This window comes from Chryseobacterium koreense CCUG 49689 (genome assembly GCF_001045435.1).
GTDB classification, from domain to species: Bacteria; Bacteroidota; Bacteroidia; order Flavobacteriales; family Weeksellaceae; genus Kaistella; species Kaistella koreensis.
The window spans coordinates 1-26491 of the sequence record NZ_LFNG01000010.1 but is presented as its reverse complement, the minus strand read 5'-3'; the positions used below and the strand labels follow the sequence as shown (position 1 = coordinate 26491).

At 40.9% G+C, this 26491-nt stretch carries 18 protein-coding genes; all 18 read right to left on the bottom strand.

The features are described 5' to 3' along the window. Position 1: 1 nt before the first annotated feature. Entirely contained in the window at positions 2-1003 is a 1002-nt protein-coding gene (locus ACM44_RS08090; protein WP_048499532.1) for a glycosyltransferase, read from the bottom strand. After that, on the bottom strand, positions 990-1991 hold the full coding sequence (locus ACM44_RS08085; protein WP_048499531.1) for a glycosyltransferase family 4 protein: 1002 nt from the start codon (positions 1989-1991) through the stop codon (positions 990-992). Before ACM44_RS08085 ends, ACM44_RS08090 begins: the two co-directional genes overlap by 14 nt. After that, positions 1991-3052, bottom strand: a complete 1062-nt coding sequence (locus ACM44_RS08080; protein WP_048499530.1) for an EpsG family protein — start codon at positions 3050-3052, stop codon at positions 1991-1993. Before ACM44_RS08080 ends, ACM44_RS08085 begins: the two co-directional genes overlap by 1 nt. Further along, the gene (locus ACM44_RS08075; protein ID WP_048499529.1) at positions 3052-4452 is read right to left on the bottom strand and encodes a hypothetical protein; all 1401 of its coding nucleotides are present in this window, start codon (positions 4450-4452) and stop codon (positions 3052-3054) included. The genes ACM44_RS08080 and ACM44_RS08075 overlap by 1 nt, the downstream gene beginning before the upstream one ends. Before the next feature lie 4 nt (positions 4453-4456). Continuing rightward, positions 4457-5896 (bottom strand): hypothetical protein, encoded by a 1440-nt coding sequence (locus tag ACM44_RS08070; RefSeq protein WP_048499528.1) that lies wholly within the window; start codon positions 5894-5896, stop codon positions 4457-4459. Positions 5897-5927: 31 nt separating this feature from the next. Next, positions 5928-6812 (bottom strand): glycosyltransferase family 2 protein, encoded by an 885-nt coding sequence (locus ACM44_RS08065; protein ID WP_048499527.1) that lies wholly within the window; start codon positions 6810-6812, stop codon positions 5928-5930. Further along, positions 6813-7493, bottom strand: a complete 681-nt coding sequence (locus ACM44_RS08060) for a class I SAM-dependent methyltransferase (protein ID WP_048499526.1) — start codon at positions 7491-7493, stop codon at positions 6813-6815. 2 nt (positions 7494-7495) lie between these two features. Next, positions 7496-8995 (bottom strand): lipid II flippase MurJ, encoded by a 1500-nt coding sequence (locus tag ACM44_RS08055; RefSeq protein ID WP_160303990.1) that lies wholly within the window; start codon positions 8993-8995, stop codon positions 7496-7498. A gap of 243 nt (positions 8996-9238) precedes the next feature. Next, positions 9239-11614 carry a GumC family protein gene (locus ACM44_RS08050; protein WP_048499524.1) on the bottom strand — a complete coding sequence of 792 codons (2376 nt, stop codon included), beginning with the start codon at positions 11612-11614 and terminating at the stop codon, positions 9239-9241. A gap of 12 nt (positions 11615-11626) precedes the next feature. Further along, on the bottom strand, positions 11627-12445 hold the full coding sequence (locus tag ACM44_RS08045; protein WP_048499523.1) for a polysaccharide biosynthesis/export family protein: 819 nt from the start codon (positions 12443-12445) through the stop codon (positions 11627-11629). Positions 12446-12492: 47 nt separating this feature from the next. After that, positions 12493-14430, bottom strand: coding sequence for a polysaccharide biosynthesis protein (locus tag ACM44_RS08040; RefSeq protein ID WP_048499522.1), 1938 nt, complete (start codon positions 14428-14430; stop codon positions 12493-12495). Positions 14431-14541: 111 nt separating this feature from the next. Beyond that, positions 14542-15690 (bottom strand): DegT/DnrJ/EryC1/StrS family aminotransferase, encoded by a 1149-nt coding sequence (locus ACM44_RS08035; RefSeq protein WP_407637849.1) that lies wholly within the window; start codon positions 15688-15690, stop codon positions 14542-14544. Next, positions 15671-16285 carry an acetyltransferase gene (locus ACM44_RS08030; RefSeq protein ID WP_152669325.1) on the bottom strand — a complete coding sequence of 205 codons (615 nt, stop codon included), beginning with the start codon at positions 16283-16285 and terminating at the stop codon, positions 15671-15673. The genes ACM44_RS08035 and ACM44_RS08030 overlap by 20 nt, the downstream gene beginning before the upstream one ends. Then, entirely contained in the window at positions 16282-16890 is a 609-nt protein-coding gene (locus ACM44_RS08025) for a sugar transferase (protein ID WP_048499521.1), read from the bottom strand. Before ACM44_RS08025 ends, ACM44_RS08030 begins: the two co-directional genes overlap by 4 nt. A 16-nt stretch (positions 16891-16906) precedes the next feature. Next, a complete protein-coding gene (locus ACM44_RS08020) occupies positions 16907-17188 on the bottom strand; it encodes a hypothetical protein (protein ID WP_152669324.1) in 282 nt (93 codons plus the stop codon). Between the two features lie 352 nt (positions 17189-17540). Next, positions 17541-21272 (bottom strand): T9SS type A sorting domain-containing protein, encoded by a 3732-nt coding sequence (locus tag ACM44_RS08015; RefSeq protein WP_160303988.1) that lies wholly within the window; start codon positions 21270-21272, stop codon positions 17541-17543. 650 nt (positions 21273-21922) lie between these two features. Continuing rightward, positions 21923-24436 (bottom strand): T9SS type A sorting domain-containing protein, encoded by a 2514-nt coding sequence (locus ACM44_RS08005; RefSeq protein ID WP_048499517.1) that lies wholly within the window; start codon positions 24434-24436, stop codon positions 21923-21925. Positions 24437-25921: 1485 nt separating this feature from the next. Beyond that, on the bottom strand, positions 25922-26491 hold a 570-nt coding region (locus ACM44_RS07995; RefSeq protein WP_048499515.1), incomplete at its 5' end, for a T9SS type A sorting domain-containing protein.

Below are 26491 nucleotides of genomic sequence, written 5' to 3'. Positions count from 1 at the left end.
ACTATTGTAATAACGCTATTAATTCATCTATTTGATTTGGGACCTTGTTTACGGAAGGTTTTACGTCTTTTTGCAAAGATAATGATAATGCATCAACGATGGATTGCACTTGGTGCGGATTAAAGGTTAAGCTTGGTTCACAAACTGCATAGGTATAAGGAAGATCGGCCGCGATCACCTTACAGCCAAGGTCTATTGCTTCTACTAAACCCAAGCCGAAGCTTTCTGTCAAGGAAGGAAAGATCAAAAATTCAGCACCTGCATAAACTTTTGCCAGTTGATCTCTATTGACAAAACCAATATTTTCGATGGGATATCCCTGTGCGATTTTCTGGTCAATGAGCTGCATGGTTTCAGGATAATCTTCAGAAACCGTCAAGATCAGCGTTCCTGTTTGTTTTTGGTCGAAAAATTGGCAGAATGCATCGATCAGATATTTATGGTTTTTGTGAGGTGTTGCATTGCTTACGTAGAGATATGTGTTTTCAATTCTCATGGTTTCCCCCTCATTTTTTAATGGTGGATAAAATGGCAACACCTTCACATTAGAAACTTTATATTTCTTTTGAAACTGGCTCTTGATCAAATCAGACTGAACAAGCCAGAAATCTGTATTCTTCATCAAACGCCTTAATATGAAAACTTTTAAATTATATAGGAATTTATTTTTGAGTGAAAAATTTTCCGGTATTTTCAAATAGAGCGGCTGATGAAAATAAGTATAAACTTTAGCACTCAACCTCCGTGAAGGCGGCAAATTGCCGAAACAAAGAACAGCATTAAATTTACTTTCATTGGCTTTATAAAATTCTTTTCTATTTCTCAAACCCGCCTCCATGAAGATCACTCTATTTTTCAACCCGGCATAAAATGGGTTGTTCTCAATTCTTTTGTCAATAAGAATCAGTACCTCCACATCCCGACTTTCCAACTCAGAAACTAGATTATCTAGCAGCACTTTTCCGCCGCCACCATTGATGTAAAGGGCGTCAATTAATATCATTTTCTTTCACAATTTTATGGTATAATTGGATATATTGTTTAGTGATATTTTCCAAACTGTATTTTTTAACGTTCTCTCTGCCCTGCAAAATCAATTTTTTTTTCAGTTCTGGATTTTTCACAATTTTTTCAACAGCTTCCTTGATTTGTGCGGAAGATTCCGGATTTACTAAAATTGCAGAATCAGACGCAATTTCCTTCATTGGGGAAATATTGGAGGTGATTACTGCGCAATTGCGTGCTTGAGCTTCAAGGATTGGCAATCCAAATCCTTCATATAGCGATGGGAAGCACAAAATGTCCGCTTGGTCATAACATTCATTCAGCTCTTGATCAGAAATTTGAAATCGTTGGTTGAATCTTATGTTTCTTCTCTCCAGTTCGTTCTTTTGATTTTCTGTAAGTTCGCCCACAATGGTTAATAAAATATCTAGGTTGGCGATCGCCTCAATAATTCTGTCAACATTCTTGTTTGCCCTAGTTCCCACAACCAATACATGTGGCTTAAGGTTCTCTTTATCAAGAATTAAAGGGGCTACTTCGGTGGTCAGCGGATTGGGAATCACCGTGATCTTCTTCGCGGCACCCGGAAGCAATCCAATAATTTCATTTTTGGTTTTTTCAGAAACCACGGTGATATACCTTGCTTTTTTGACAGGGAAATAAAACCATAGGAAATAATAAATTTTCTTTCTTATACCGGTCAAATCGCACAATCCAACCAAATCGTGGATAGTCAGTATGGTTTTTTTAGCATCAAGACCCAACACTGACCAATGAATATCACCAGTGATATGATTGATATCGGCTTGATTTTTCCTAAAAAAAAGGAGCGCATTGATGAGTCCGAAAATTGTAAATGGGTACGGATTTGTTATTTTCCGGACCTCTATTCCCTCTGTTTTCATCTGCTGCGAAATAGTATCGAAAACTTTTTCGATACTGATTTGATGTGCATGAAACTGTCTGAAAAAATAGTGAATCTTCATTAAAAAGTAAAATAAAGTGTTCTAAATGGAAAGAAAAGTTCAGGGAAATAATGGGTGTTTTTATAAATGAGAAAACCGCAAAAAAATAAATAGAGAGCAATCCATAGGTATTTCTTTTGGTGGCGCACGATGATCGGAACAAACCAGGAATACAGCACTGCCTCAAACACGAGATAATAGACACCAATCCGGGAGGCGATGTACTCCAAGTCCTGATACATCAGAATGTAGGTGAACAGCGACAAAAAAAGCACATTGAACACGAAATCAAACTTTAGATTTGACCTCAATTCTTTTTCAAAAACCAGCATCAAGATGAGCGGAATCAACCTTCTGACCACCCCCAGAGAAAACCCAACAGCTGAAAATTCGCTGCTCGGCATTGCATCGTAGATGATCGCTTTCTGAGTGGTGATATTGGGGGCAAAATTGAGCATCAGAAAATTGAGCAGTGGTTTGCTGAGATGGAAAATTTGCATGAAAACTGCAAAAACTAAGAAATAACAATAAATTCTGATTCCGACTCGCTTGTTCCATAATATAAATGGTAAGAGAAAAAATGCAGACTGATGAATGAAAATGGCCACCAGAATACATAGAGCGAAATTGATTTTTTGCCGCGGAAGAAAATAGGCTGAGGCGAAAATCCCGATCGCAAGTGCCAGAATTTGCCGATTGCTGCCCATCAATCCAATGGTGATGCAATACAAAAATATCAATGCCGTATTTCTGTATTCCGTGAATTTGGACAGCGCAAAATAATACAGCAAATAAACCACCGAAAAATAAATGAGTAGGAATCCGTGATAAGGCAGTTTAAGTGAGGAGAAAAAATTCACCAATAACCTATACAAATACTCATAAGTGCTTTGGGTATTGCCCTGCATTGCGGCGTAATAATGATTGTAGCCGTTTGTGTAATCAATTCCACTATGGTTTTTAATCGCCTCAGCTGCAATGAGTAAAATAAGCATCAGTGCGGTGCACCAATTTTTGTACTTAAAGTTAAATGCTTCTGCAAGGAACGATAATGCCAGTAAAGCAAAAAGGAGAATAATCATTACTTGTTTGGCAGAGATGTAGATTTATAATTAAAGTCCTTCATCCACTGGTGTACATGGTTTCCCATCTTCATTCCACCTTCTGCTGTCTCATTGCTACCGATTACGTTCGCAGATGCATGTGCCCATGAATCTACAATAAAGAGATTTTCAAATTTCTCAGGAATATTGCTTCCGATAATATTTATGGCATTATGAAAATTATTGTTCATGGCACCAGAAAGCTTAATCCGAATTTTCTTATCTTTAGGAAAATAGGTAAAGGTACTTCCCATGATGTTTAAAGTACCGCCTCCATGAAAAATCAATATTCCGTCTGCCGCTGAATCGAAATAGTCATGCGGGGAACCAGACGCAGAATACCATAGGTTTTGGAAGGTCACATTGTCTGGATATTCATGAATTCCATTGAGATACCCCTCATTTCTGTAAATCCTGCTAGTTCCTTCCAGCCTGACCCCGGAAACGAGCAATGTTTCGTTGGGATTATTTCGAACAATATATGTATCTACATTTGATGCGCCACCTCCTGTAATCGAGCCGCCTACTCCACCAAAAATAAACGCGTTCTTTACCCCCACAATATAGGAATTTTGAAAATTGTGAATCAGGTTGTTTCCAGCTGTTCCATCTCCAATATTAAATGCTGACTGAAAAAAATCCTTTTCTTTAGGAGTCCAGTTACCGTTAAAAGAGCAGTTGTACCACATAGACATATCGTTCTGATTATGTCCATCAATGCGAACTGCATCTTTAAATTTGCCGGAAATATTCCGAATGTTGGTAAAGGAATTTTGCGTTGAACTTCTTTTGGGATAACCTACCGGTTGCACGTCGCTTTTTTTATCTCCCCAATACATGTAGATAAAATTATCACAGGAAGAACCTGGTGCGCCACCGAAATAGAAATTTTCGTAAACCCCATATGCTGTACCATTTAACTCAAAAATCGACGAGATCTTTGTATTTTCTTTGATTTCCAACAAAGTGCCAATTCCTCCACCATAGATATGTATTCCTTCTACATTTGTGATTTTAATGGGTTTATCAATGACATAAGTTCCTTCGGGAAGGTAAATTGAATATTTTGCCCTTTTCCATGGCCCAAGATTAACTGAAGCAAAATCTACTGCTTTTTGAATGGCGTCTGAAGTATTGCCGAACCAAGTCACGTCAACAATGTTTTGTGGAATAACCCGCTTATAAAAATTGCCGTTAATTTTTTTGTAAATTACATCGTCCACCTGCTGATCATCAATCTTTTTGCCCTCATCAGAAGTGCTAATCCTTCGAAAACTGACAGACTCTTTTGAGTTTCGATCTGCGACGCTTATTACATCTGAATTTTGCGCTAGTCCTAAAAAAGGTATGGCAATGAACAATAGGAGTATTGATTTCATAATTTTAGGTTTTCACTTTTTGCTTTTCGCGGAAGAGCAATTTATAAAAAAAATAATAAACGACCAGGTTCTGCAAAATTTTGCTTAGTATAAAATAAATATCATGTTCCACGACAAACAACGTAACAATCAAGCTAATATATATTAATAGTCCTAAAAGGCTATCTGCACCAATTTTGAATTCAAGAAAGCAGATGAAGATAGCGAAAATAAGAAAAGAGAGCACCACATACGTGTACCCGCCTTCCAGATAAGCCCATCCAAAAGTTGTTGGCGTTTGAGAGCTTCCCGTTAATCCTGAAATCATATAATTTAACTTCTCTCCAGTATCTGCTATGGGTTTTCCAGGGATGATGACCCTAGGGAAAAAAGATACTGGAATGTAGATATATCTTGTCATATCTTTATATTCCTTCCATTGCGGCTCCAGTTCAACGGAGGTCAGCAATGCGGGAAACATTTCCATTCTGCTGGTGTATTTATCTCCGCCGGCAGAAATATTACTTGTAAGCTCCGTCCCAAAAGTTTTTCCCAGTGCCAATCCAAATGATTTTTCTTTGGACAGCTTCGGAAAATCCCTCAAGGTGTCCCGGTAATTATCCATCAAAGGATAAAGTAGAAGCGCGGGAATAACCGCCATGATAATATACTTTTTGGGAACAATTCGTCCGCTAAAGAGAAAAGGAATAAGTACGATGACGAATGTATAAATGACATTTCCTTTCATTCCTGACAGCAAACCAAGCAAAATCTGACATGCAAAATAGAAATAAAAAGTAAAGTTCAGCGTTCGACTTTTTTCATTCAGGGAATATTTAAAAATTGCCAATGCAGAGAAAATGAACGTTGACAAACTCAAGAATATCTGCTGTACAAATGAAAAAGCTCCGGTAGCATCTTCTGCTTTTGCACCATAGCCGACCTTTCCGCTAATTAATAAGTAAGCCTGAATCCCAAGAACGATAAATACGATCGGGTAAAAAACTGCTTTGCTCCTAATTTCGTATGATGTATTGGAAAAATTTCTAATACTTTCTCGCTTTTTTATGATATATCGGAGGAGGTTTTCGGAAATAAATAGAGTTGACAAACCGCACAAAACCACCAATAGTGAAGGCAAAATGTAAAATCTGTCGAAATATTGGCTTCCATATACCCAGTCAATCTTGCCATCAAACTTGTCAATTAATTTAAAATAGGAATAAACCACCGCCAAGAACGTGGATAGCCTAAACCAATCCAGCAAAGTTGGCCGCTGCCTCTTATACCAATTCCAGATGAAGTTCATCACGGATAACTGAACCAGAAATGCACTGACGATTAATTCCGAAATAATGGGACGGGTTTTCACTTCGTCAATCTTAAAAATCGCGAATCCTATAAATAGGAACCAACCACCTATAGTCAGTGCCAGATATGATTTTCTTCCTAATTTAAATTTCATTTTTCAACGTATACAACTAAAACAGATTTCTTCAAAAACTAATCAAATGCTTCAAATATCGCCATGAACCTGTTCTCCTAAATTTCAAGATCAAAACGGGGAAATTGATCAACATAAAAATAATTCTAAAGAGAAAATAACTCAATTTTCCGGAGGTCTTCTTTACATAAATAAACATACTTTTTTCAACCATAATCCTTTTCAGAAGATTTGGCGTCTTAAAGCTTTCACCTTCAAGATGTACAATTTGCGAGCAATTGCAGATATAATTCTTTTTGCCAATTTGCCTTAATCGTTGACCGACCAAAGCATCTTCGTAATACATGAAAAAATCTGGATCAAAATTTTCAATGGACTCAAAGACCTCTTTGCGCACCATTAAATCAGCTCCGGTCACATAACCAACTTCAGCTATTTCCGACCGATATTTAGACACTTCTTTTCCGTTTTTTCTCCTGTGAAAATCTTTTCTAAAAAAATTTTGTACGTACGAACTTAGCAAATTTACTACAGTTGGCAAGTCTCCTGCGGAATGGATCATTTCGTTATTATGGTTAATGAGCGTTACTCCTAAACTCCCAATTGCCAACTTGTCTTCGTTTTGTTTAAAAAAATCCAACATTTTTTTTACAGAATTCTCCAAGAGCAATGTATCCGAATTCAGGAACAATATCCACTCGCCGGCGGCTGATTTCAGTCCCAAATTATTTGCTCTGCCAAAACCTACATTTTCAGGCGACTGGAGATAGTTGATCTCTTCGATTTTCCTTAAAATTTCTTCAGAGCCATCTCCCGAATTATTATCTACCAAAATAATCTCATAATCAATTCCACTGGTGTACTTCTTTATGGAATCAATACAATTCTTTGCGAGCTGTGGAGTTTTGTAATTAACGATAATAATTGAAACTTCCATCTATTTTTTCTTTTTTGCCACCACTGCAAACTGCATGAATTTCCAGTCATTAAAATAACCGAATGTGGCCAGATTCAGCAGCAGGAATTTCTTACTGCGTGTTTTGTTGATACCAACCAGTTTAATGATTTCATAACCTGTTTCTTCAAACAATCTTTGGATACTTTTCCTGGTGAAAAACCGCACATGGGTTTCATCCAAAGTTCCTCCGTCGGTATATTTCCATTCCTTTTTCAGGATAATCTGTTCAAAAAAAACATGGAAAAACAAAACACTAGGGATGGATGCAACCACAACGCCCTCGTCGGAGAGAAAATTTTTAGATATCTCCAATGCTTGTTTAGGATCAAAAAGGTGCTCCAGCACATCATTGAACGAAATGCAGTCGAAGGTCTTATTCTGGATTTCCTGCAATTCCGCAGTGTAGAAACTGTTAATTGACCTGTCAAGAACAGATTCCGCTTTTTTTGCAAATCGCTCATGCGGTTCAATTCCCCAAACCACCGCATCTTGTCGCTTTGATTTCAAATATGCCCCAAATGAGCCATCGCTACAGCCTACATCGAGAAAAGTTTTACAGTGGACGGGAATAAGCTCCTCCACTTCGGGCCGTGTGTTACCATAGTAAACATCCGGTTTATCCACATAATTCTTACTGAAAATTTCGAAAGTGTTTTCCATATTTAAAATCGTTTAATTTTCTGGTTTTTAATTTTTTTTATAATTGACATCCCTTGAACGAGAACTTTTCTTTCTTCGATTTTAAATATAAATAATTCCCCGATCAAAACCGTAATAAAGATTAAATATAGCAAAATTGCATTAAGCAATTTATTTTCTAAAAAAAACATCTTGCTTCCGATAAAGTATGCCACCACCACATTAAGCAGAAAAAATAAGGAGTATTTCAGGAATGATTTCCCAATCAATATCTTATCAAATTTTATTAGGCTATAAATCACTATCCCGATGATCAAATTGATGACAAAAAGCGAAGCGGGAAACACGTAGATCTTCAGATGGTTCAAAAAAACAAAATTCACCACAATCATCAAGACTTGACCTCCTGCGACAACAATTCCCATTAACTTGTTTTGATCAGTGGCGATCAGGGAGATTCCGAAAATAATCTGAACGAAAGAACCCAATAAAGATATGACATAAAACTGCGACAAATTCAGTATCTGTGCAAGCATTTGATCAGAAATTTGCCCTTTATCATACAAAAAACGAATGATCACCTCACCCCCCACAAACATCATTCCCATTAGCAAGGTCATGAATAAAATTCCTATATTAAAAATCTGGGTAAAAGAGATCTGGAATTTCTCCATCTCACCACGGATGTAGTGCCTGGAAAGCACAGGCAAAAGCAGCGCGGTAATTATACTCACAAAAACAGTAAGAAGCAACTCTGGTATCTTTCTCCCATAGTCCAAAACAGAGACGAGCCCAACACCTAAAGTCGATGAAAGGGCCTTTTCGATAAATGTATTGATCTGGTATAGAAATAAAGGGGCAAACATTGGTAAAGAAAAAAGAAAAAACTCCCCAAAATCTTTGAATCTGAAATTAAAGAAATCAGCAAAAATGGCAACTCCTCGTTTTCTTAAATGCAGCACTAAAAACAAAATCAAAATGATAGATCCAACCAGATAACCAATTAACAGCGCGTAGATACCGATAATTGGAGCCAGCCAAACAATCAGCACCAAGGTGAGTAGCGAACTGATAAAACCTGAAATTTCTGGAATATAGAATGAATCATAAGCATTGAGCACACTGATTCCGATTTGCATCAATTGGTTTACCAGCAAAACACTGGTGGAATAAACGATAATTTCATTGAGAACTGACAGTTCATTTCCTGAATATTTTGGGGCAATCACCACAGAAAGAAGCTGTGGAAATTTCATAATGACAGCAGAAATCAGTAATGAAAAAACAATGACGAAGAAAAGCATTGACCTTGTTTTCCGCAGTGCAATTTGTTCACCCTCTTTTTCCTTGATGAAGATAAATTTTGCACGAAAGGTTTCATTGATTGGCCCCCATAACGCAGTGTCAATCAATATCATAGCACTAAAAGCCAAAATCCATGCATCCCGTTCAATAGAAACCCCGAAATACTTCGCGGTTAAGGATAGATTTATTATATAAACAGGTATTTTGAGCGCTTTCAAAAGAAATAATATGCTCGCTTTTTTTCTCAAAATTAGCTTCGGTTAAATCATAATACATCCTCAACACCTATTTCTCACCATAATCTGCAAGTATTTGAAAAATAATACAAGCCTGTACCTTTCCCGATTGGAATGCTTTTTGTCCGGACATATCAAGGTGGTTTTCTCTATGTCTAAAGCCATCACTGACCCTCCTACACAAAAAGCATTCTTCGTTTACTACTTCAATTTTCTCCCTCGGATTTATGCCCTAAATAAAAATTTGTCACGCATTTTCTGGAAAAAGTTACGGTCATCTGCTGCATAACCATACCCGTATTTATTGCCATAACCAAAATCTTCTTTTCCCACATCATTCAAAACAAAGCCAGCGTTATTGATCTTCTCTTCTTCCATTTGGTGGTTTGCAAACTCGATTAAAGAATTTTCAGTGTAGCCAGACCTTACCACATACACGGTTGCATCCGCTAACTCTGAAGTGAGGAACGTATCGGTAACTAACATCAAAGGAGCTGTATCCACCACAATATAGTCATATTTTTCCCTTAGTGTATTAATGAGCAACTCGTACCTTCCGTTGGATAGCAATTCTGTTGGATTGGGTGGGATACTTCCCGAATAAAGCACATCAAGATGTGGGTTAAAGATGGAAGGATGAATGTATTGCTCTACTTTGGAACTTTCATCATGCAGGTATTCAGAAAGACCGGCAATACCTTTTCGGGCTGGATTGAATCTTTGAAGCTGTGGATTTCTAATATCAGCACCAATAATAATGACTTTTATTTTACTGGTGGCCATTGTCAAAGCAAGGTTTACCGAAACGAAAGTTTTCCCTTCACCTTTTGTGGTAGAAGTCACGAAAATCACTCTTCCTCCGTTCTTTTTCGGCAACATATAAGCTATATTGGTGTTGAGAATTCTAAAAGCTTCAGCCATTGGCGACAGATCATTCAATTCCACCACTTCATTTGCTCCTCTTTGCAATGAGGGAATTTCTCCTAAGATTGGGGCATGGGTATATTTTTGCAGGTCATCTTTAGATCTAACTTTATTATTAAATAATTCTTTGATATAAACCAAGCCCATAGGGATCATAAGTCCAATCAAAAATGCTACCCCCATAATAAGCGATTTTTTTGGGGCAACCGGAGTGGGTGATGAAAACGCATAATCAATAATTCTAGCTTTCGGTGAGGTGATCGCCAATGAGATGGCAGCCTCTTCCCTTTTTTGCAATAATAAAAGATATAAGCTTTCTTTGATTTGCTGCTGTCTCTCAATACTTCGAAATAATTTTTCCTGCGCCGGAATTTTGCTCACCCGAGTGGTAAAAACATCTTGCTGTCCTTCAATTTGATTTGCGATAGCTTGAAGAGAGACGCGCTGCTTTTGGATTGCATCTGCCACTGAAGCCCGCATCACTTGAATCTGTTTATTGAGATCGCTGACAACCGGGTTTTGTGGAGTAGCACTTTCAAGCAATCGATTTCTTTGAAGTACAAGTTCGTTATAACCATTTATGCTGGCCGCTGCAAGAGGATTTCCTAATCCCACAGAAACAGGCATAGTTTGGTTATTTGCCAATTTGTTCACATAATTAAGCAAATCTTCTGTCAAAGCAATTTGAGTTTCTGTTTCCAGCAACCTGGCTCTTGTTTGCTCGGAACCAGTAATGCTTACCTGTGCCTCAGTTGGAATATCAGTAATCTTATTTGCTTTTTTGAATTGCTCTTTTTGATCTTCCACCGCGCCAAGCTCATTTGCAATGATTCCCACTCTTTCTTCAATAAAATCTCGTGTTTTCTTGGATTCGGCGTTTTTATCTGTGATAGCATCGCTATTATAAACTTCTACTAATTTATTGATAATGTCCTTCGCTTTTGCTACATTGGGGTAGTTCATTGATAAGGCCACCACGGTTCCGTCTTTATCCACCAAACTTACATTGGTGCCAAATTGAAATGTATTGATGGCATCAGATTTTGACATATACTCTATTTCCAACTCGCCGATTTCCCTGTCTTTGGGTGGGTCAAACTCCGGGTTCTTCAAAAAGATCAAGTTTGCATAAGGTAAGCTTATTGTCTTGCCGAAAGTTGAGCTGATAGGATTTGTAAGACCTTCTCCTGTAAACTCCAGTTTATCACCAGAAATTTTCACATTGATCGGGCCTTTGAAGGTTCTTGGGGCGATTTTTTCGTTGATGACCTTTATTACTACTGGCGAACTATTTCCGTACAGAATATATTTCCGCAGCCCCACTTTCTCTACGAGGTTTGCTTGCAATCCAAGCTCGTCTACCACATCCGCCATTAATTTTTTTGACTTCAGGATTTCAATTTCATTTTCAACGCTATTCGCGCCAGAATTCCCGAATCCACCTAGCTGAGATAGTGCGCCCATTTCTACGGACGGTGCCTTTCTGGCATCTTTGATCAAAATAGTGGATTGCACATTATAGATCTCCGGAGATTTCTTAAGGATGTAATAACCATAAGCAACACAAAGCAAAACACTTAGAATGAACCACCACCATTTTTTCAAATAAGGCTTTATTATTTCATTGATATCAACATCATTCCTGTTGTCTTCTTTTTTCGAGAAACTCTTATCCATTTATATAGTCGCTTATTTTTTGAAAATCGTAATAAAAATACCGGCTAAACCGATAACCGTTCCTGCAATCGCAATATAGGTACTTGTATTTGGGTCAAGTTTTGCAGTCTTTTCTTTGGTTTGATTGGATGAAATATAAATCACATCGTTTTGCTTCAATTCATAGTAAGGAGAGTTGAAAAAATTAGCGTCAAGCAAATTAATTCTGGCCTTAGTCGTTTCTCCATTGACATTTCTGACCAAAAGAATATCATCTCTTTTTCCATACATTGTCAAATCACCAGCCAATCCGAGCGCATTGAGCAAAGTAGCCTTTCCATCAGGAATAATATATTGGCCGGGCTTGTTCACTTCACCTAGAACGGTTACTTTATAATTGGTAAGACGCACGCTCACCGTGGGATTAATAATGTAGCTTTTCAATTGATCGCTCAATTCTTCTTTGAATACCGAGAGGGTCTTTCCTGTAGTATTCAATTTACCTAAAACCGGAAAGTCAATATCGCCAGATGCGTCCACTATATAGGTTGGCCCAGAAACTTGGGTTATTCCTTGTTGAGGGGTATTGTTATTACCGACAGAATAATTAGCCTGATCACCAGAAGAAAAATTTTGGTTAAATGGTTTCACTACATTCATATCTTTTGCAGTAACCAGAATGACCAACTGGTCACCCACCTGAATCGTAGAAACTTGGTTTTGAGTGGAAACTTCTGTGGCAATTTGCTCCGCATTCTGCATGTAATTCAGATTGCTTGCTTTCTCCTTCGTTTTGCAGGCAGCCAATAAAAAGAGTGAGCAAACTGCGATTAATAGTAAGTTTTTATTCATTTTTTACCTTTAAAAAATAATTCTTGCAAATATACAATTCTACCCTTCTAGTCCAAAACTTCATAGATGGAATTATTGCTTTTAAATTCAGGGACGATGTTTTTCAAAAGCTGCACCACCTCGATTTTTTCCCTCCTTAGGGAGGCTCTGGTGATCCCTCTCGTATAATGGTCTATTTCTTCAAAATCCATGATCGGGTCTTTGGAGACCATGATCTTCTCATTCGGCGTAGGCATTGTCTTGGCGTCATCACTCAGGAGCTCTTCATAGAGTTTTTCACCCGGTCGAAGACCTGTATAAATGATTTTGATATCGCTATGGGGTTCCAGCCCCGAAAGCTTGATCATTCTGGTTGCTAAATCCTGAATCTTCACCGGCTCTCCCATGTCAAAAACGAAAATCTCACCTCCATTTCCCATGGTTCCTGCCTGCAGCACCAAATCGCATGCCTCGGGAATCGTCATGAAGTACCTAACGATGTCCGGATGTGTAATGGTGATTGGTCCTCCCGCCTCAATTTGCTTTTTGAAATGGGGAATGACCGAACCGTTTGAACCCAGCACATTTCCAAAACGTGTAGTTATGAATTTTGTTGTGTTGCCCTCTGTATTTTGTAATGCTTGCACGAAAAGTTCTGCGACCCGCTTAGATGCGCCCATCACATTGGTAGGGTTCACCGCCTTGTCGGTAGAGATCATCACAAACCGGTTGACTCCGTATTTGCTGGAAAGGGTCGCCAGAATCTTGGTCCCCAAAATGTTCACCAATACTGCTTCACGCGGATTTTCCTCAATGAGAGGCACGTGCTTGTAGGCAGCAGCGTGGTATACCATGGAGAACTCGTATTTTTTAAAGATGGGTTCAATGGCGTGTTTGTTGCTGATGTCGCCCAGAATAAATTTGAACGGAATTCCGGGAAATTTGTTTCTCATTTCCAGTTCCACTTCATACAGCGGAGTTTCCGCCTGGTCCACAACCACGATCAAAGTGGGTGAAAACTGTGCCACCTGTCTCATGATTTCGCTCCCGATAGAGCCTGCTCCCCCAGTGATCAGAATATTCTTGCCGTAATGGCGTTTTCTCACCTCTTCATTTTCAATCCGGATCGGTTTGCGGTTCAGCAGGTCCTCGATCTGCAGATTCTGAATACTGCCCCCCATGTCAGCACTGCGGACTTTTTGGAGTAAGGGCGCTTTAAAAACCTGAAGATCCTTTTCCAGAAACAAATTGACCCAGGAGTTCATTTCCTCTTTGGTCATGATTTCTTTAACCAACAAGACGCCATCTATGATCAGATCTTCCTTGGTATTATTCTCGATTTTTTCTTTGCTGTAAATAGGTTTACCAAGCAAATTGGCACGCCGGGAGTCATGGCGCTGCGTGAGAAATCCCACCACATGATATGGCAGTGTCGGATTCTCCACTATGGCACGGGCCACCGCAACAGACTGCTCATCAATTCCAAGTACCAAAATCCTTTTCCTCAATGTGCTCCTTCGGAATTCCCTCACAATCTGAAAAAATTCTTTCACAAAAAGCCGGAAAAGGAAAAGCATCATAAATGAGGTGGCAAAGAAAATGGCCAAAAACGGTATGGACATGTAAATCATCCTTTTCCCGGTGAGCAGATAGTAAGAAAAGCTGACTGCGCCCAAAACCACAGTGGTGCAAAACGTGGAAAGGAAAAGCTTGAAAAGGTCAATGAATGTGGAATGTCTGATGATTCCCGCATAGGTTTTGAAAACAAACATAAAAAAAACACTCACTGAAGCAATAATCAGGTACATCTGTGTATCGTCATAGAAAATCTTTTCAGTCCCAAAACTGAGCTTTTCAATGAGGTATTTGCCAAAAGTGATTGCTGCACAGACAAACAAGATGTCGATCAACAGAATGACCCATCTCGGAAGGTAGCGGATGTCTGATATATTCATGAAATTATCGCCGCCATACATTTTTTTTCTGATACTTCTGCGGAGACTCATTTCAGTTTAATTTTTAGGTTCAGATCTGCCAGGTAATAAAATTTAATCATGCGCTTTGTGAATTTCGAAGGATGACAAAAATACAAATTATTAACAACGAAGTTCAATAATTTATGAAATCTGGAAAAGTTTGTGAATTACCTTTCCGATTTCGGCACGGTCTTCTTCAGTCAAATTGGATCCGGAAGGAAGACAAAGCCCTTGCTCAAATAACTCCTGCGCCACTTTGCCCCCGAAGTAGGGCAAATCTCTGAAAACGGGTTGTAGATGCATGGGTTTCCAGATGGGTCTTGTTTCGATATTCTGTTCCAAAAAATTCATACGGATTGTTTCGGTGCTCACTTTTGAATTGGGTTTTAAGCAAATAGCAGTGAGCCAGTGGTTTGAAAAGTAATCGGAATGGGGTTCGGTATGTACTTCGATTTCCGGCAGTTCACTGAAAATATCCACGTAAAACCGGTGGTTTGCCCTCCTTTTTGCAATGCGGTCTTCCAAGACTTCCATCTGTCCTCTGCCGATTCCTGCACACACATTGCTCATGCGGTAGTTGTAGCCAATATGGGTATGTTCGTAATGTGGGGCATCATCTTTTGCCTGCGTGGAAAGAAATACCGCCTTCTTCTTAAATGCTATATCTTTTGTGATGAGGGCGCCTCCACCGGAGGTGGTGATGATTTTATTTCCGTTAAAACTGATCACTGCCATATCTCCGAAAGTTCCGCATTTCTGATCCTTGTATGCACTTCCCAACGATTCGGCGCTGTCTTCAATGATGGGAATATCGTATTTTTTGGAAATTGCTCTGATCTCTTCCACTTTATAAGGCATCCCATAGAGCGAAACTGCGATGATGGCTTTGGGTTTTTTACCTTGGGAGATTCCAAATTCAATAGCTTCTTCCACAGCAACAGGACAAAGATTCCAGGTCTCTCTTTCACTGTCCACAAAAAGCGGGATAGCCCCCGTGTAGATAATGGGATTGGCGGATGCCGAGAAGGTAAGGGACTGGCAGACCACATAATCGCCTTTCTCCACGCCCATCATAATCAGTGCGAGATGAAGCGCTGCAGTACCGGAACTCAGTACGGCCACATGACAGTCTGACTGTAAAAAATCCTCCAGATCCTGTTCAAATCCATGGACATTGGGTCCCAGGGGTGCGATCCAGTTTTCGTCAAACGCCTGCTGAATGTATTTTAACTCCGATCCACCCATATGCGGGGACGAAAGCCAGATTTTTTTATCGTTGTTCAGCATCATTAATTCTAATAATTTTTGCGGGATTACCCACTACTACTGCATGATCCGGCACATCACCCAGGACCACTGCACCTGCTCCTATCACTGCATGTTCCCCGATCGTGACACCTTGGATAATATTCGCTCCCAAACCTACGTGTGCCCCTTTTTTGACCAAAATATTCCCCGCAAGCGATGCTTTTGGAGAAATATGAACAAAATCTTCAATAACACATTCATGTTCAATCACCGATGCCGTATTGATGATGCAGTGTTTCCCAATCTTCACTTCCGCATTGATGCACACCATCGGCATGATGACCGTTCCTTCGCCCAGTTCCGTGAACCTCGATACATAGGCACTGTGGTGTCGCAGGGTCTTGAAACGGCAAAGTCCGCTGATCTGACGGTAGATTCTTTCCCTGATCTTATTATCGCCAATGGCAATAATCACATCCTGATTCTGGAGCAGCTCTCTGGTGGGTTGATACACCGGAAGATGGTGAGGGAAATCTTCAGGCGGATGGTCATCTACCAAATATTCCAACAGATGATTGTTTGATAAGATGAGGTCATAGATTACTTTTGCCTGACCTCTTGCTCCATATAGTATCATGCTACATTTCCTTTAAACGCTTCCATCGTCATATAATTATTGGCGTTTACTCCATGTCTTTTCACTACTTTTTCCAAAGTCACCAACACAATTTTCGCATCCATTCGGGGTGAAATTTTATCCACATATTCCAGGTCATACCGGAATTTTTCTTCCCAGGAAAGGGCATTCCGGCCATTGATCTGTGCCCATCCGGTAATGCCGGGTTTCACATCATGTCTTCTGCGCTGCTCTTCGCTGTACAGCGTCCAATATTCCGGCAGCAGTGGTCTGGGTCCTACCAGGCTCATTTCACCCTTCAGCACATTGAGCAACTGCGGTATTTCATCCAGTGATGTTTTTCTTACTATCTTTCCCATAAGGGTCAGTCTTTCATAATCAGAGAGCTGTTTGCCGTTGACATCAGTCAGATCCCGCATGGTTTTGAACTTGATGATCTGAAATATTTTGCCGTCTTTTCCAGGTCTTTCCTGCAGGAAAAAAGGGTTGCCTCTATGACTTATTGCCAACAAAATACTAACCAGCAGGATCACCGGGCTAAGCAAAAGAAACATTACTAATGCAATGCTGTAATCCAGTATCGGTTTGGTAAACTGTTCGTACATCTAAAGAAAAGCTGATTTATTTTAAATGAGTCGCTTTTAAACGCTTGTTATAAGAAACATAGGCAATGATTCCAACGCCAGCCAAAACAAGAAGCGGAACATAATCATCAATCGGCTGTGGACCTCCCGGATTCCCCTCGTTATTTGCAGTTTCCGGTCCGGTATATTCATTTTCGTTGCCTGTCCCCGCTTTCCCGGCTACACCGGTGGAGCCGTTTTCTGATTGCTTAAAGGGATTGTCGGCATCCAATTGTGCAAAAGCACTCAGCCCGAAAACTAAGCAAATTAATAAAAGCATTCTTTTCATTCAAAAAAAAATTTTTACAAATATATGTTAAAACAAACGGTTTAGAAAATTATTTATTGTTAAATAATTTTTAGCAACCCATGAAATTCAGGGAATAAAAACGGTTTGCTCAAACGCACGCTCGAATTAATAAAGCCTTAAGCAAGATTGTGATATCCGAAATAAATATCTGAAAAAGGCCGGGATACTTATCAATTTGGTAAAAAAAACAGGACTTTGAACGGTACCGGCAGATACAAATCACTCCAGATTCACTGTAAAAAGTCAAAGAAAAAGCGCCCCCAAAATCTTTGCCTGTCCTATTCCGGCAAAAATCATGGAGACGCCCTTTGATTGTGCACTGTTACTTGATTACCTTCCTGGTGGTAACCTTACCACCCTGGTCAATTCTAAAAATATAGACTCCTGTGGTCATCACTGAGGAATCAATGGTTGCCTTGGTTTTCTGAGGGGCATCCTTATAAATCATCCTTCCCAGAAGGTCATACACTTCCAGACCTGTGATCTTACTGGCTTTTGCTGCCACCACAAAGTCCTGTCCGTCTTTGTACACCATCAGTTCATCTTTGACAGCGCCTTCAGCTGCCAAGACCGCTCCCGGTTCATACATCAACTCAAACCTGCCCGTGCTCTGACCTGCAGTGATGGAAAAGGTATAGCTGCCCTCACTCAGATTGGTGACGATGCCGGTGAGGTGGTCTTTCAGGTAAACATTTTGACCGCTTGCAAAAACTCCTTCCTGATCACCCAGTGAAATGGTATAATTTCCGGATGTAAAAGAGTTCACCCCCACCATTACACGGTCTGACTGCGAAAATGGCGCCCGGCCGTTAATAGCCACTGCGGTTTGGGCCGCGAAGGTGTAAATATCATCGGAACTGTTGGAAGTTACGCTGTCATCCAGGGAAAAACCATTATTGCCATTTGGAAAATAGACCACTGCCGTCATCAGTTCTATTCCGCCAGGAGTATTGATTTTCACCCAGTAGCGGTCTTTGTCGCTGCTCTTTCCAAAAAATCCGGGACCTGTATTGTTATCCGAACGGTAGGCATTTTTGAAATCCAAAGTCGCCCCGTTGGCAGTACTTTTTGCACGGACCATAAATCCGGCCCCCACTTTCACAAACTGATTAGGGGTGCGTGTTGGGCTATAGGCGGTTGACGTTCCTGCTCCAACTCCGGTACCGCTCACCGCATTATATTTCGCATAACTGACCCCGTTATAGGCTGATCCCTGCTGGACAAATACGGTATTCCCCCTGTTGTCCCAGAAAGAAAACGTAGGGTCTATCTTGACGTCGTTGTCGTCATAAAGCGCTTCAATATCCAGGTTGGAAGGATAGGGATTCCCCACCAGGTTATAACCGTGACTTACCGCGGGATTTGTGGTAGTGTAGGAAAGTGGATATTTGAGGATTCCGTTGAACGGTACGCCCACAAAACTGGCAGTCACCGTCGGATCAGAAACCACTCCGGTAGAAGGTTCTTTTATCGCAAGCGCACGTCCCTGAATATTGGCTCCGCTTGAGGTATAAAACATATTGGTCGCTTCCGAGTGGTAAACAGCCTGTGGTAATCCGGGATAAATATCTCTTAGATTACCGCCTGCAACCGGGGATGAAACGTAATTGTACTGCTTTCTTTCCGTCGAAAAATTAAACGCCCTTTTCACCACTATATTGCCCTGGTTCACCGCATTGTCATTCACCTGGATCAGGTTACCATCGCTTTCCACGATAATGGTTCCGTTATTTACAATCCCATTTTCAATTTTAACAAAAGTATTCGGTGAAATGGTTAAAGTTTTTCCTGGGTTGACTGTGCATGAACAGGCGGTGAAACTTCCGTTTGATGTACTGTAATCGGAAGCAATTTCCGCTGCCAATCCATTATCAGAAGGAATACCGTTAGACCAATTTGCGCCATCAAATACGGAAGTAAGGTTTACATATATAGTTCCCTTAGCGCTCACGTTACCACAACCTCCGGTTAAAGGAATGCTGTAATTAAACGTTCCAGACTCGGTCGGAGTCCCCGAAATCGTGATCGTGTTACCTGCCCATGACGCGGAAACCCCTGCCGGCAAACCTGTAGCGGCACCAATTCCGGTTGCACCGGTCGTTGCAATGGAAACCGTTGGCATTTCGGTATTGGCACATACTTTCGGAGACGCGCTAGGCGATCCTGCGCTGCTAGGAGACGTTACCGTAATCGTTCCCGTCGCATATACGGTACCACAACCTCCGGTTAAAGGAATACTGTAATTGAAGGTTCCGGACTCGGTTGGAGTTCCCGAAATCGTAATTTTGTTGCCCGCCCAAGATGCGGAAACACCTGCCGGCAAACCTGTAGCGGCACCAATTCCAGTTGCACCGGTAGTGTCATGTGTAATAGGGATAATAAGCGCATTATTACAAACTGTTGGAGTAGCGGATGCTGGACTTACAGCAGCACCACCCGCAGAAATAGTTAATGGGAATGATGTCGAAGTTCCACATGTACCGTTATAGGTCGTAAAGACTATTTTAACCGTTCCCGAATTTTTTCCTGTCACAATACCGGTTGGAGTGATGGTGGCGGAACCTGTCTCATTAAAAACAGACCACTCTCCCGAAGTTGGATAACTTCCAGCTACGCTGAATTGATAGGGGATGTTCGGGCAAATAACTGATGATCCATTAATTTTTCCTGGAGTACTGGAATTGTTGCCTACTATGACAAATTTAATGGTGTCTGAATAAGGACTAAAGCCACACAAATTGCTTTCTGCACGCACCCGGTAATAATAGGTCCCGCCAAAAGCTAAGTTATTGATGGTATAATTTTGTGATCCTTGACCAGTAATGGTGTAGCTTGTAACATTCTGACTAAAATCCCCGGAAGTAGAGACTTCTAAAACGTAACCATTTGCGTAGTTTACGGGTGTCCATTGCGCAACCCATTTTCTGTCACACTGATAATACCCAGCCTGAACCGATGGCTTGCGTACACCCACTACTCGAAATGAATTTGATTGAATAGACATGGCCAATGGGCAACTTCCATCAATGTTTGCTATTTGTGTCACATTTAAAGTTGCAGTTGCTTCATATCCAACCTTAGATACATCTGCAGTGAAGACCCCAGTTCCCGCAGTGTTTACGGTCATTATTGCAGACAGTTCCGGATTGGAATTGTATATTTTGTATTTCACCTGGTACTCACCAACCGGTAAGTTTGCAGCCAGTCCTGTAACTGTTACGATAGACTGTTTGGTAAGTTCACAGGCATCTGATGCGGTTACGTTTGAAATTGTATTGGTAATATAGGCAGTTACCTCCAATCTTGAGATACTTTCGAATCCATTCAGTGTTTGGGAGGCATAATATTTTGTACCGTTTGTCAAAGCTGTTGATGTCCCTAAAGCCTTACCGCCTGTAGAGGCTGCATACCATTTGACAGCAGTTCCGGTGGCAGACAGATTGTTTACGGTCGGAATTGGATTTGAGCAAAAGTTCTGCGAGGTCTGTCCTGTCGGTGCCGGAGTATTATTGATGGTTAGATTAGCCCCATTATCACTTCCCACAATGCTAGGAGCATTGCTCACTACCCGAATTCTGTATCCCGTTCCAGATGAAGTTCCTGCGGGAATAGTGCCTGAAATTGTTCCTGCGGTGGTCTGAGTCAACGAACCTATATTGGTTGGCGAAGCAAAACTTCCTGCGGAATCAGATAATGGTGCAGTAAAAACATTTCCATTGTCGAAAGTTCCAGCAGTCGTGAAAGGCACTGAAACCGTTGAGCCAGCAAAAATGGGCGATACTACCTTTCCCGCTACAATTTTCTGTTTCTTTCCGCCAAAAACAAAAAAGCGGTTAGCTCCAACTATAGTGGGATAGAAAGCGGACTTTCCAGAAAGAACAGGTACCTCAACAGCATCTGTACTTAATGGCACTCGCTTTAAAGACCAATGGGACGCATTGTTCCAATCTGTGCTGGAAGAACCTTTCCAGATGTTTTTCCCGAAGCCAAAAGAAGAAAACAAAACAAGCAGCAGAAGGCAGTACTTCTTAAGTCCAGTGTAATTACTTTTCATATATGTATTTTTTAAAAGAAATAATGTGGGTTTTGCAGTGGTCATACCATTACTTACCTTCCCTATCATCTGTTAGGGAAAGTATTTTTATCAAAAAGAATCTTAAAGCCGTTTCAGTCCGTAAAAAACATGAAAATCATGCTGCAGTTTAGCCAGCCGCATGAAGGAAAATGGTGATAAGGTAAAGAGAGAAGGAATTTGTGCGGACGGCATGCAGCTTAAACACAGCCGCATATAGGGCCTATGGCAGAAAATATTTTTTTCCATTTGTGTTTCGGAATTTTTTTTTTCGGATGCAAAAGTAACCCATCCACAAATACTGTGCAAATATTTTCTGTATTTAATAAAAAAGGTCACTACAGGATATTTTATTAAAATAAAAAAAATATTACGCAATAAATAAATTTTTAATAAAAATAATATAATTATATTAAAAAATATTTCACCATAAATTTTTACATATAAAAAGTTATCTATTTGTAATTTGTAAAAAAATTTTAAAAAAGGCCTTTATGGATGATGATGATCAGAAAAATAAACCCGAAAAACCCATTTTTTTTGCCCATTTTCTTCTCTCGCCTCCTGGATCTCCCCAAAAAAAGAGGCCGCCTTTTTCAGACAACCTCCGCTTATGTTCATAAATTACCAGTTTATTTCACCACCTTCCTGGTGGTTACCGTACCACCCTGGACGATTTTTAAAAAATAGACTCCGTCGACCATTAATGAGGCATCGATCGTAGCCTTCATACCGTTGGGCACAGTCCTGAAGACCATTCTTCCCACACCATCATACAATTCCAACTCGGTTATTTTTTGTTCCGGAGCCTGTACCACAAAATAATTTCCTTCGCGGTACACCATCACATCACTCTGCTGGACGGCATGGGTTGCAAATATCGTTTTTGGAACATATACAATATCGAAACGGTTGGTAAATTCTCCTGGTGTGCTTGAAAAAATATAGCTACCCTGTGAAAGGTTGGTCTGAATTCCGGTTTGCTTATCGTTGAGATAGATGTTTTGTCCGCTGGCAAAAACCCCTTCAGAATCCTGCAGTGAGAGGGTATAGTGTCCGGCAGCAGATGCGCCGTACCCCAATGGAAGAACATCCTTACTGTCAAATAACGGACGTCCATGGATGGCGATTTTTTCCACTCCGGCCATCGTGTAAACATTCTCGGAAGAGTCAGCCGCTTTGGAATCGTCCTGACCTACCTGCAGTGAACCGCCCTGATAATAAACCACCGCCGCCGAATATTGCACGCCCGAAGGAGTCGTTAATCCAAGCCAATAGCGATCCATGGCGCCATTTACAATTTTTCCGCCTTTTCCGAAGTATTGAGGAGTGGCAGGATTATCCACCCGCATGGATTCATTACGAAATATCACGGTGCCCGTGCCCAAAGCTTTTACCATAAATCCCTGTGCAGGCCTTACATATCGTGATGGCAGCCTTGAAGGATATCCCTGCGTATGAGCCGCTGTGGAAGTCCCGTTACTGGCATTGTAAAGGGCATAGTGTTCACCGTTGTAATTGGAACCCTGTTGTTCAAAAAGGGTATTTCCTCTGTTATCCCAAAAACTGAAGGTGGAACTGATCATATCAAAATTGGTTTTGTAGAATGCGACCAGATCTATGTTGGAAGGGTACGGATTACCTATTAAATTATAACCGCGCTGTGCATTGCTGTACGATATAGGAAAATTTAAAGTCCCGTTAAAAGGCACTCCCACAAATGAAGCAGCTACTGTTCCGGCAGGCACTGCAGAAGCAAAAGGTTCTTTTAGCGCCAATCCCCTTCCCTGGATATTTACCCCACTTGAGGTATAGAAAAAATCCGTGGCTTCATTGTGATAAGCCGCAAGCGGGTTTCCGGGATATATGCTTTTCAGATTACCCCCGATCACCGGCGAGGAAACCAAGTTGAATTGCTGTCTTCCATCGGAGAAAGTAAATTCCTTCTCTACCGTTACATTTCCGATATTGATTACTTTTTCATAAACCTGAATGAGGTTTGCACTGTCTTTCACGATCACCGTTCCACCATTGTTGTTGTCTAATCGACCCAGCAATTTCATATGAGTACCCGGAGCCACGGTAAGGGTTTTTCCGGCATTCACCGTACAGGCGCATGCATCAATGGAACCATAAACACTGGTATTATAGTTGTCATTGATGATCGCTGAGAGTCCGTTGAATAAGCTGGGCACTCCTTTATCCATATCCCATGAACCGGCCGAAAATACACTTTCGTCCCCTTTTTTGATGGTGACAAAGCCCGTATTGGTTTTTGAAGGATCATTGATCACCGTTACTTTCAGGGTGAAAATATAATCGCCAGGCTGGTCCAGAATCTGGGTTAAATAAATCGTCTGTTGCTGTGACGAAAATTTCACATCACCAGTGCCTAGCGTTACATTGCTGAAAGGAGGTTTGCTCGTTAATTGCAAATTATATTTCACATTGGCGAACCCTCCTTGGTAATTCATGTAGCTCACAACAATTTCAGGTACTGTTTCATTGTCATAATAACACACAATGGGCGGAACCGCACCTCCCAGTGCACCGATGGCAGTACCACCATTGGAGTTGATCGTGTTAAAATCTTTACACTTATACACAATATCACCTATTAATAAGGTGGTATTTCCGTTTCCCTGGCAATTTCCATTGAACCCAAGATTATATGTTCCTCGGCAGGAACTGCCGCCTGCACTCTCAACAATTGAAATAATGGTATTGGTGGGCAGCTTCAAGGTCAATTTATCTGCAATAAATACTGCACCCCCATCAATTAACAGCAAAAAATTTCCTGCCGATCTAAATTCCGTAATCGGCAGATTCCCCTGGTTGGTCAAATTCAAAACTCCTTTCACCGTTAAGTTTTCAATGGTGAAAAATTTTGTTTCCTTATTGAGGGCAGATTTAATCTCGACCGTATGCCCACACTGTATTTCCACAGAAACACCACTGTGACCGGACGCACCGGGAATTTCGGTGGCCACCTGCGGTAAACCGGCATCGTAACTCACCATCCAGCTCGCAGGATTTTCCCAATTCCCAGAACCGCTGGAAGTAAATTTGGCAATGGTATAAACGGGAACTGTCGCGAAACAACTGATACCGATCAAAATCGATATAAAAAGCAGCATTTTTTTCATTATTTTGTGTTTTTAGAAGAATATTCGTGATAGCTAATTATTGGTGGAAAATCTCCACCACAACGATAAGGAATATCAAAGTGGATTCATATCCCCACTTTGGTATTGATTAGGAAACTTAAAATTACCGGATTGAATTTTGTACAGGAAGATGGAAGATTCCATTTCACCCTCTGTTGATCCCGCAAATTCATGGGGAGCCTGATGTATATTTTTCTTCATAAGCTATTTTATTTAAAATTAAAATAACTTTATTTCATTTGTATCAAGACAAATTTACGCCAATTATCAGCATATCACGTTAAATATTTCTACCGATATTGCAAAAAGGGTGAAAACACCTTTTCCAAAAATCAAAAAATTTTTTGTGCCGAACATATCGCATTGATGAAAAATATTAGCTTCTCTCACTGCATAGATCGGCAAAACCTGCTGTGAAAAAAGAATTCTTCTTGATGATTTCCGATAAAAAAGCGCTCAACAAACCTTCGTGGCGTACCTGGGACCTTAAAATAGATTGGCGTTTTTGAATGGGTAAGGAATACATCCCAGTGGAAGTACAGGAATTGCTAAAGGATCATGACTTTTAACCCTAATTACCTGTTAGAAAAAATCAGTATTTATTGTGCTTAAAATGCTAATGCGAATCGAGGAATGAAATTCGAGTTGTCCTTTACCGATAAGGAGACCAAAAAAAAAAAAAAACTGATCAAACCTGTGCTAAAGGACATTTGCAATGAAGGCGTATTTTGAAAAATCCAATGACCGATTAAAACTGAAAATCGGCATTACTAAAAAACGCCGAAAATGGTTTGCGGGAGTTTGGGGTTCCCCATTTGACCAGGCCCGGAAAATCCCTCTCCCGTTATCCGGGTTCAATACATCCTGCTTCCGGTTTCAGCTGTGAGGCAAGATGTACTACTGTTTTGCGTAATTTGCATGTGGTCAGTCCTCCATTTTTCCGGTTTGTTTTCCCTTTCAACTAATTCTTTACATGGTTTCCCTGATTTTCAATGATCAGGCGGTTCACTTGGGTTTGGTCTTAATAAAACAGTTCGATTTTGACCATTTCGCATACTATATCCATACTATATCTTACTATATAAATCCTATATCCTCTAATGGACTATTTTTAGTCAACGCTTTAACCTTCTTTGACATGGCAGCATTTCAAGATTTTCTAAAAATCAGCGGTAAGCCGGACGGACTTTCGTTTTCTAAAATGAAATTCTAAATGATTGGGGAATTTGGGCGGTTTTGATGGTGGGCGCATCCGGAAGGAGGCAAAATATGCAAAGTTCGGAAAAACGCCTCCGAATTGGGGCGGTATTCCCTTATGTTATGGCACATTGCCGCATATCAAAATAAGGAAATAAGGTTACGAACACACGGATTCCTAATGTTATTAATGGAATAATGTTCTGCACAGAAAAAAAAGACCCGGTGAAAAATTTCCGGGTCTTTACTGGATATGGTGTCAACCATTTATTTGATCACTTTCCTGGTCGTGACTTTTCCACGCTGGTCGATCTTCAGCATATAGACCCCGTTTACCATTACCGATGAATCGATGGTGGCCTTGGTGGCGTTTGGCGCGGTTTTCAGAATCAACCTTCCGGTTCCGTCATACACTTCCAGGCCGGTGATTTCTTGGCTTTGCGCCTTCACCACGAAATCGGTCCCGTCTCTATATACCAGCAGGGTTTCCTTGGCGCCGCCGCCGGTTGCCAGCACCGTCTGCGGCTCGTAGATGATTTCAAACCTTCCCGAGGAGGTCTCTCCCGCATTGGCCGTGAAGCTGTAGCCGCCCTCGCTGAGGTTCGTCACCGCGCCGGTCTGGTTATCTTTCAGGTAGATGTCCTGTCCGCCGGCGAAGATGCCCTCGGCGTGGTCCAGCGCGATGGTGTAGCTGCCCGAAACGTAGTGCCTGCTTCCCAGCGGAACCTTGTCGCTCGCCGCGAAAGGGCTCCTGCCGTTGATGCCGACACGCCAGCCATCGCTGATGCTGCACAGCTCGTGCGAACTGCCCGACGAAAAGGAGTCGTCCGCTCCGAA

Coding starts and splice junctions, on each gene's coding strand:
- ACM44_RS08090 (WP_048499532.1), bottom strand. CDS start 1,003: ATGATATTAATTGACGCCCTTTACATCAATGGTGGCGGCGGAAAAGTG.
- ACM44_RS08085 (WP_048499531.1), bottom strand. CDS start 1,991: ATGAAGATTCACTATTTTTTCAGACAGTTTCATGCACATCAAATCAGT.
- ACM44_RS08080 (WP_048499530.1), bottom strand. CDS start 3,052: ATGATTATTCTCCTTTTTGCTTTACTGGCATTATCGTTCCTTGCAGAA.
- ACM44_RS08075 (WP_048499529.1), bottom strand. CDS start 4,452: ATGAAATCAATACTCCTATTGTTCATTGCCATACCTTTTTTAGGACTA.
- ACM44_RS08070 (WP_048499528.1), bottom strand. CDS start 5,896: ATGAAATTTAAATTAGGAAGAAAATCATATCTGGCACTGACTATAGGT.
- ACM44_RS08065 (WP_048499527.1), bottom strand. CDS start 6,812: ATGGAAGTTTCAATTATTATCGTTAATTACAAAACTCCACAGCTCGCA.
- ACM44_RS08060 (WP_048499526.1), bottom strand. CDS start 7,493: ATGGAAAACACTTTCGAAATTTTCAGTAAGAATTATGTGGATAAACCG.
- ACM44_RS08050 (WP_048499524.1), bottom strand. CDS start 11,614: ATGGATAAGAGTTTCTCGAAAAAAGAAGACAACAGGAATGATGTTGAT.
- ACM44_RS08045 (WP_048499523.1), bottom strand. CDS start 12,445: ATGAATAAAAACTTACTATTAATCGCAGTTTGCTCACTCTTTTTATTG.
- ACM44_RS08040 (WP_048499522.1), bottom strand. CDS start 14,430: ATGAGTCTCCGCAGAAGTATCAGAAAAAAAATGTATGGCGGCGATAAT.
- ACM44_RS08035 (WP_407637849.1), bottom strand. CDS start 15,690: ATGATGCTGAACAACGATAAAAAAATCTGGCTTTCGTCCCCGCATATG.
- ACM44_RS08030 (WP_152669325.1), bottom strand. CDS start 16,285: ATGATACTATATGGAGCAAGAGGTCAGGCAAAAGTAATCTATGACCTC.
- ACM44_RS08025 (WP_048499521.1), bottom strand. CDS start 16,890: ATGTACGAACAGTTTACCAAACCGATACTGGATTACAGCATTGCATTA.
- ACM44_RS08020 (WP_152669324.1), bottom strand. CDS start 17,188: ATGCTTTTATTAATTTGCTTAGTTTTCGGGCTGAGTGCTTTTGCACAA.
- ACM44_RS08015 (WP_160303988.1), bottom strand. CDS start 21,272: ATGAAAAGTAATTACACTGGACTTAAGAAGTACTGCCTTCTGCTGCTT.
- ACM44_RS08005 (WP_048499517.1), bottom strand. CDS start 24,436: ATGAAAAAAATGCTGCTTTTTATATCGATTTTGATCGGTATCAGTTGT.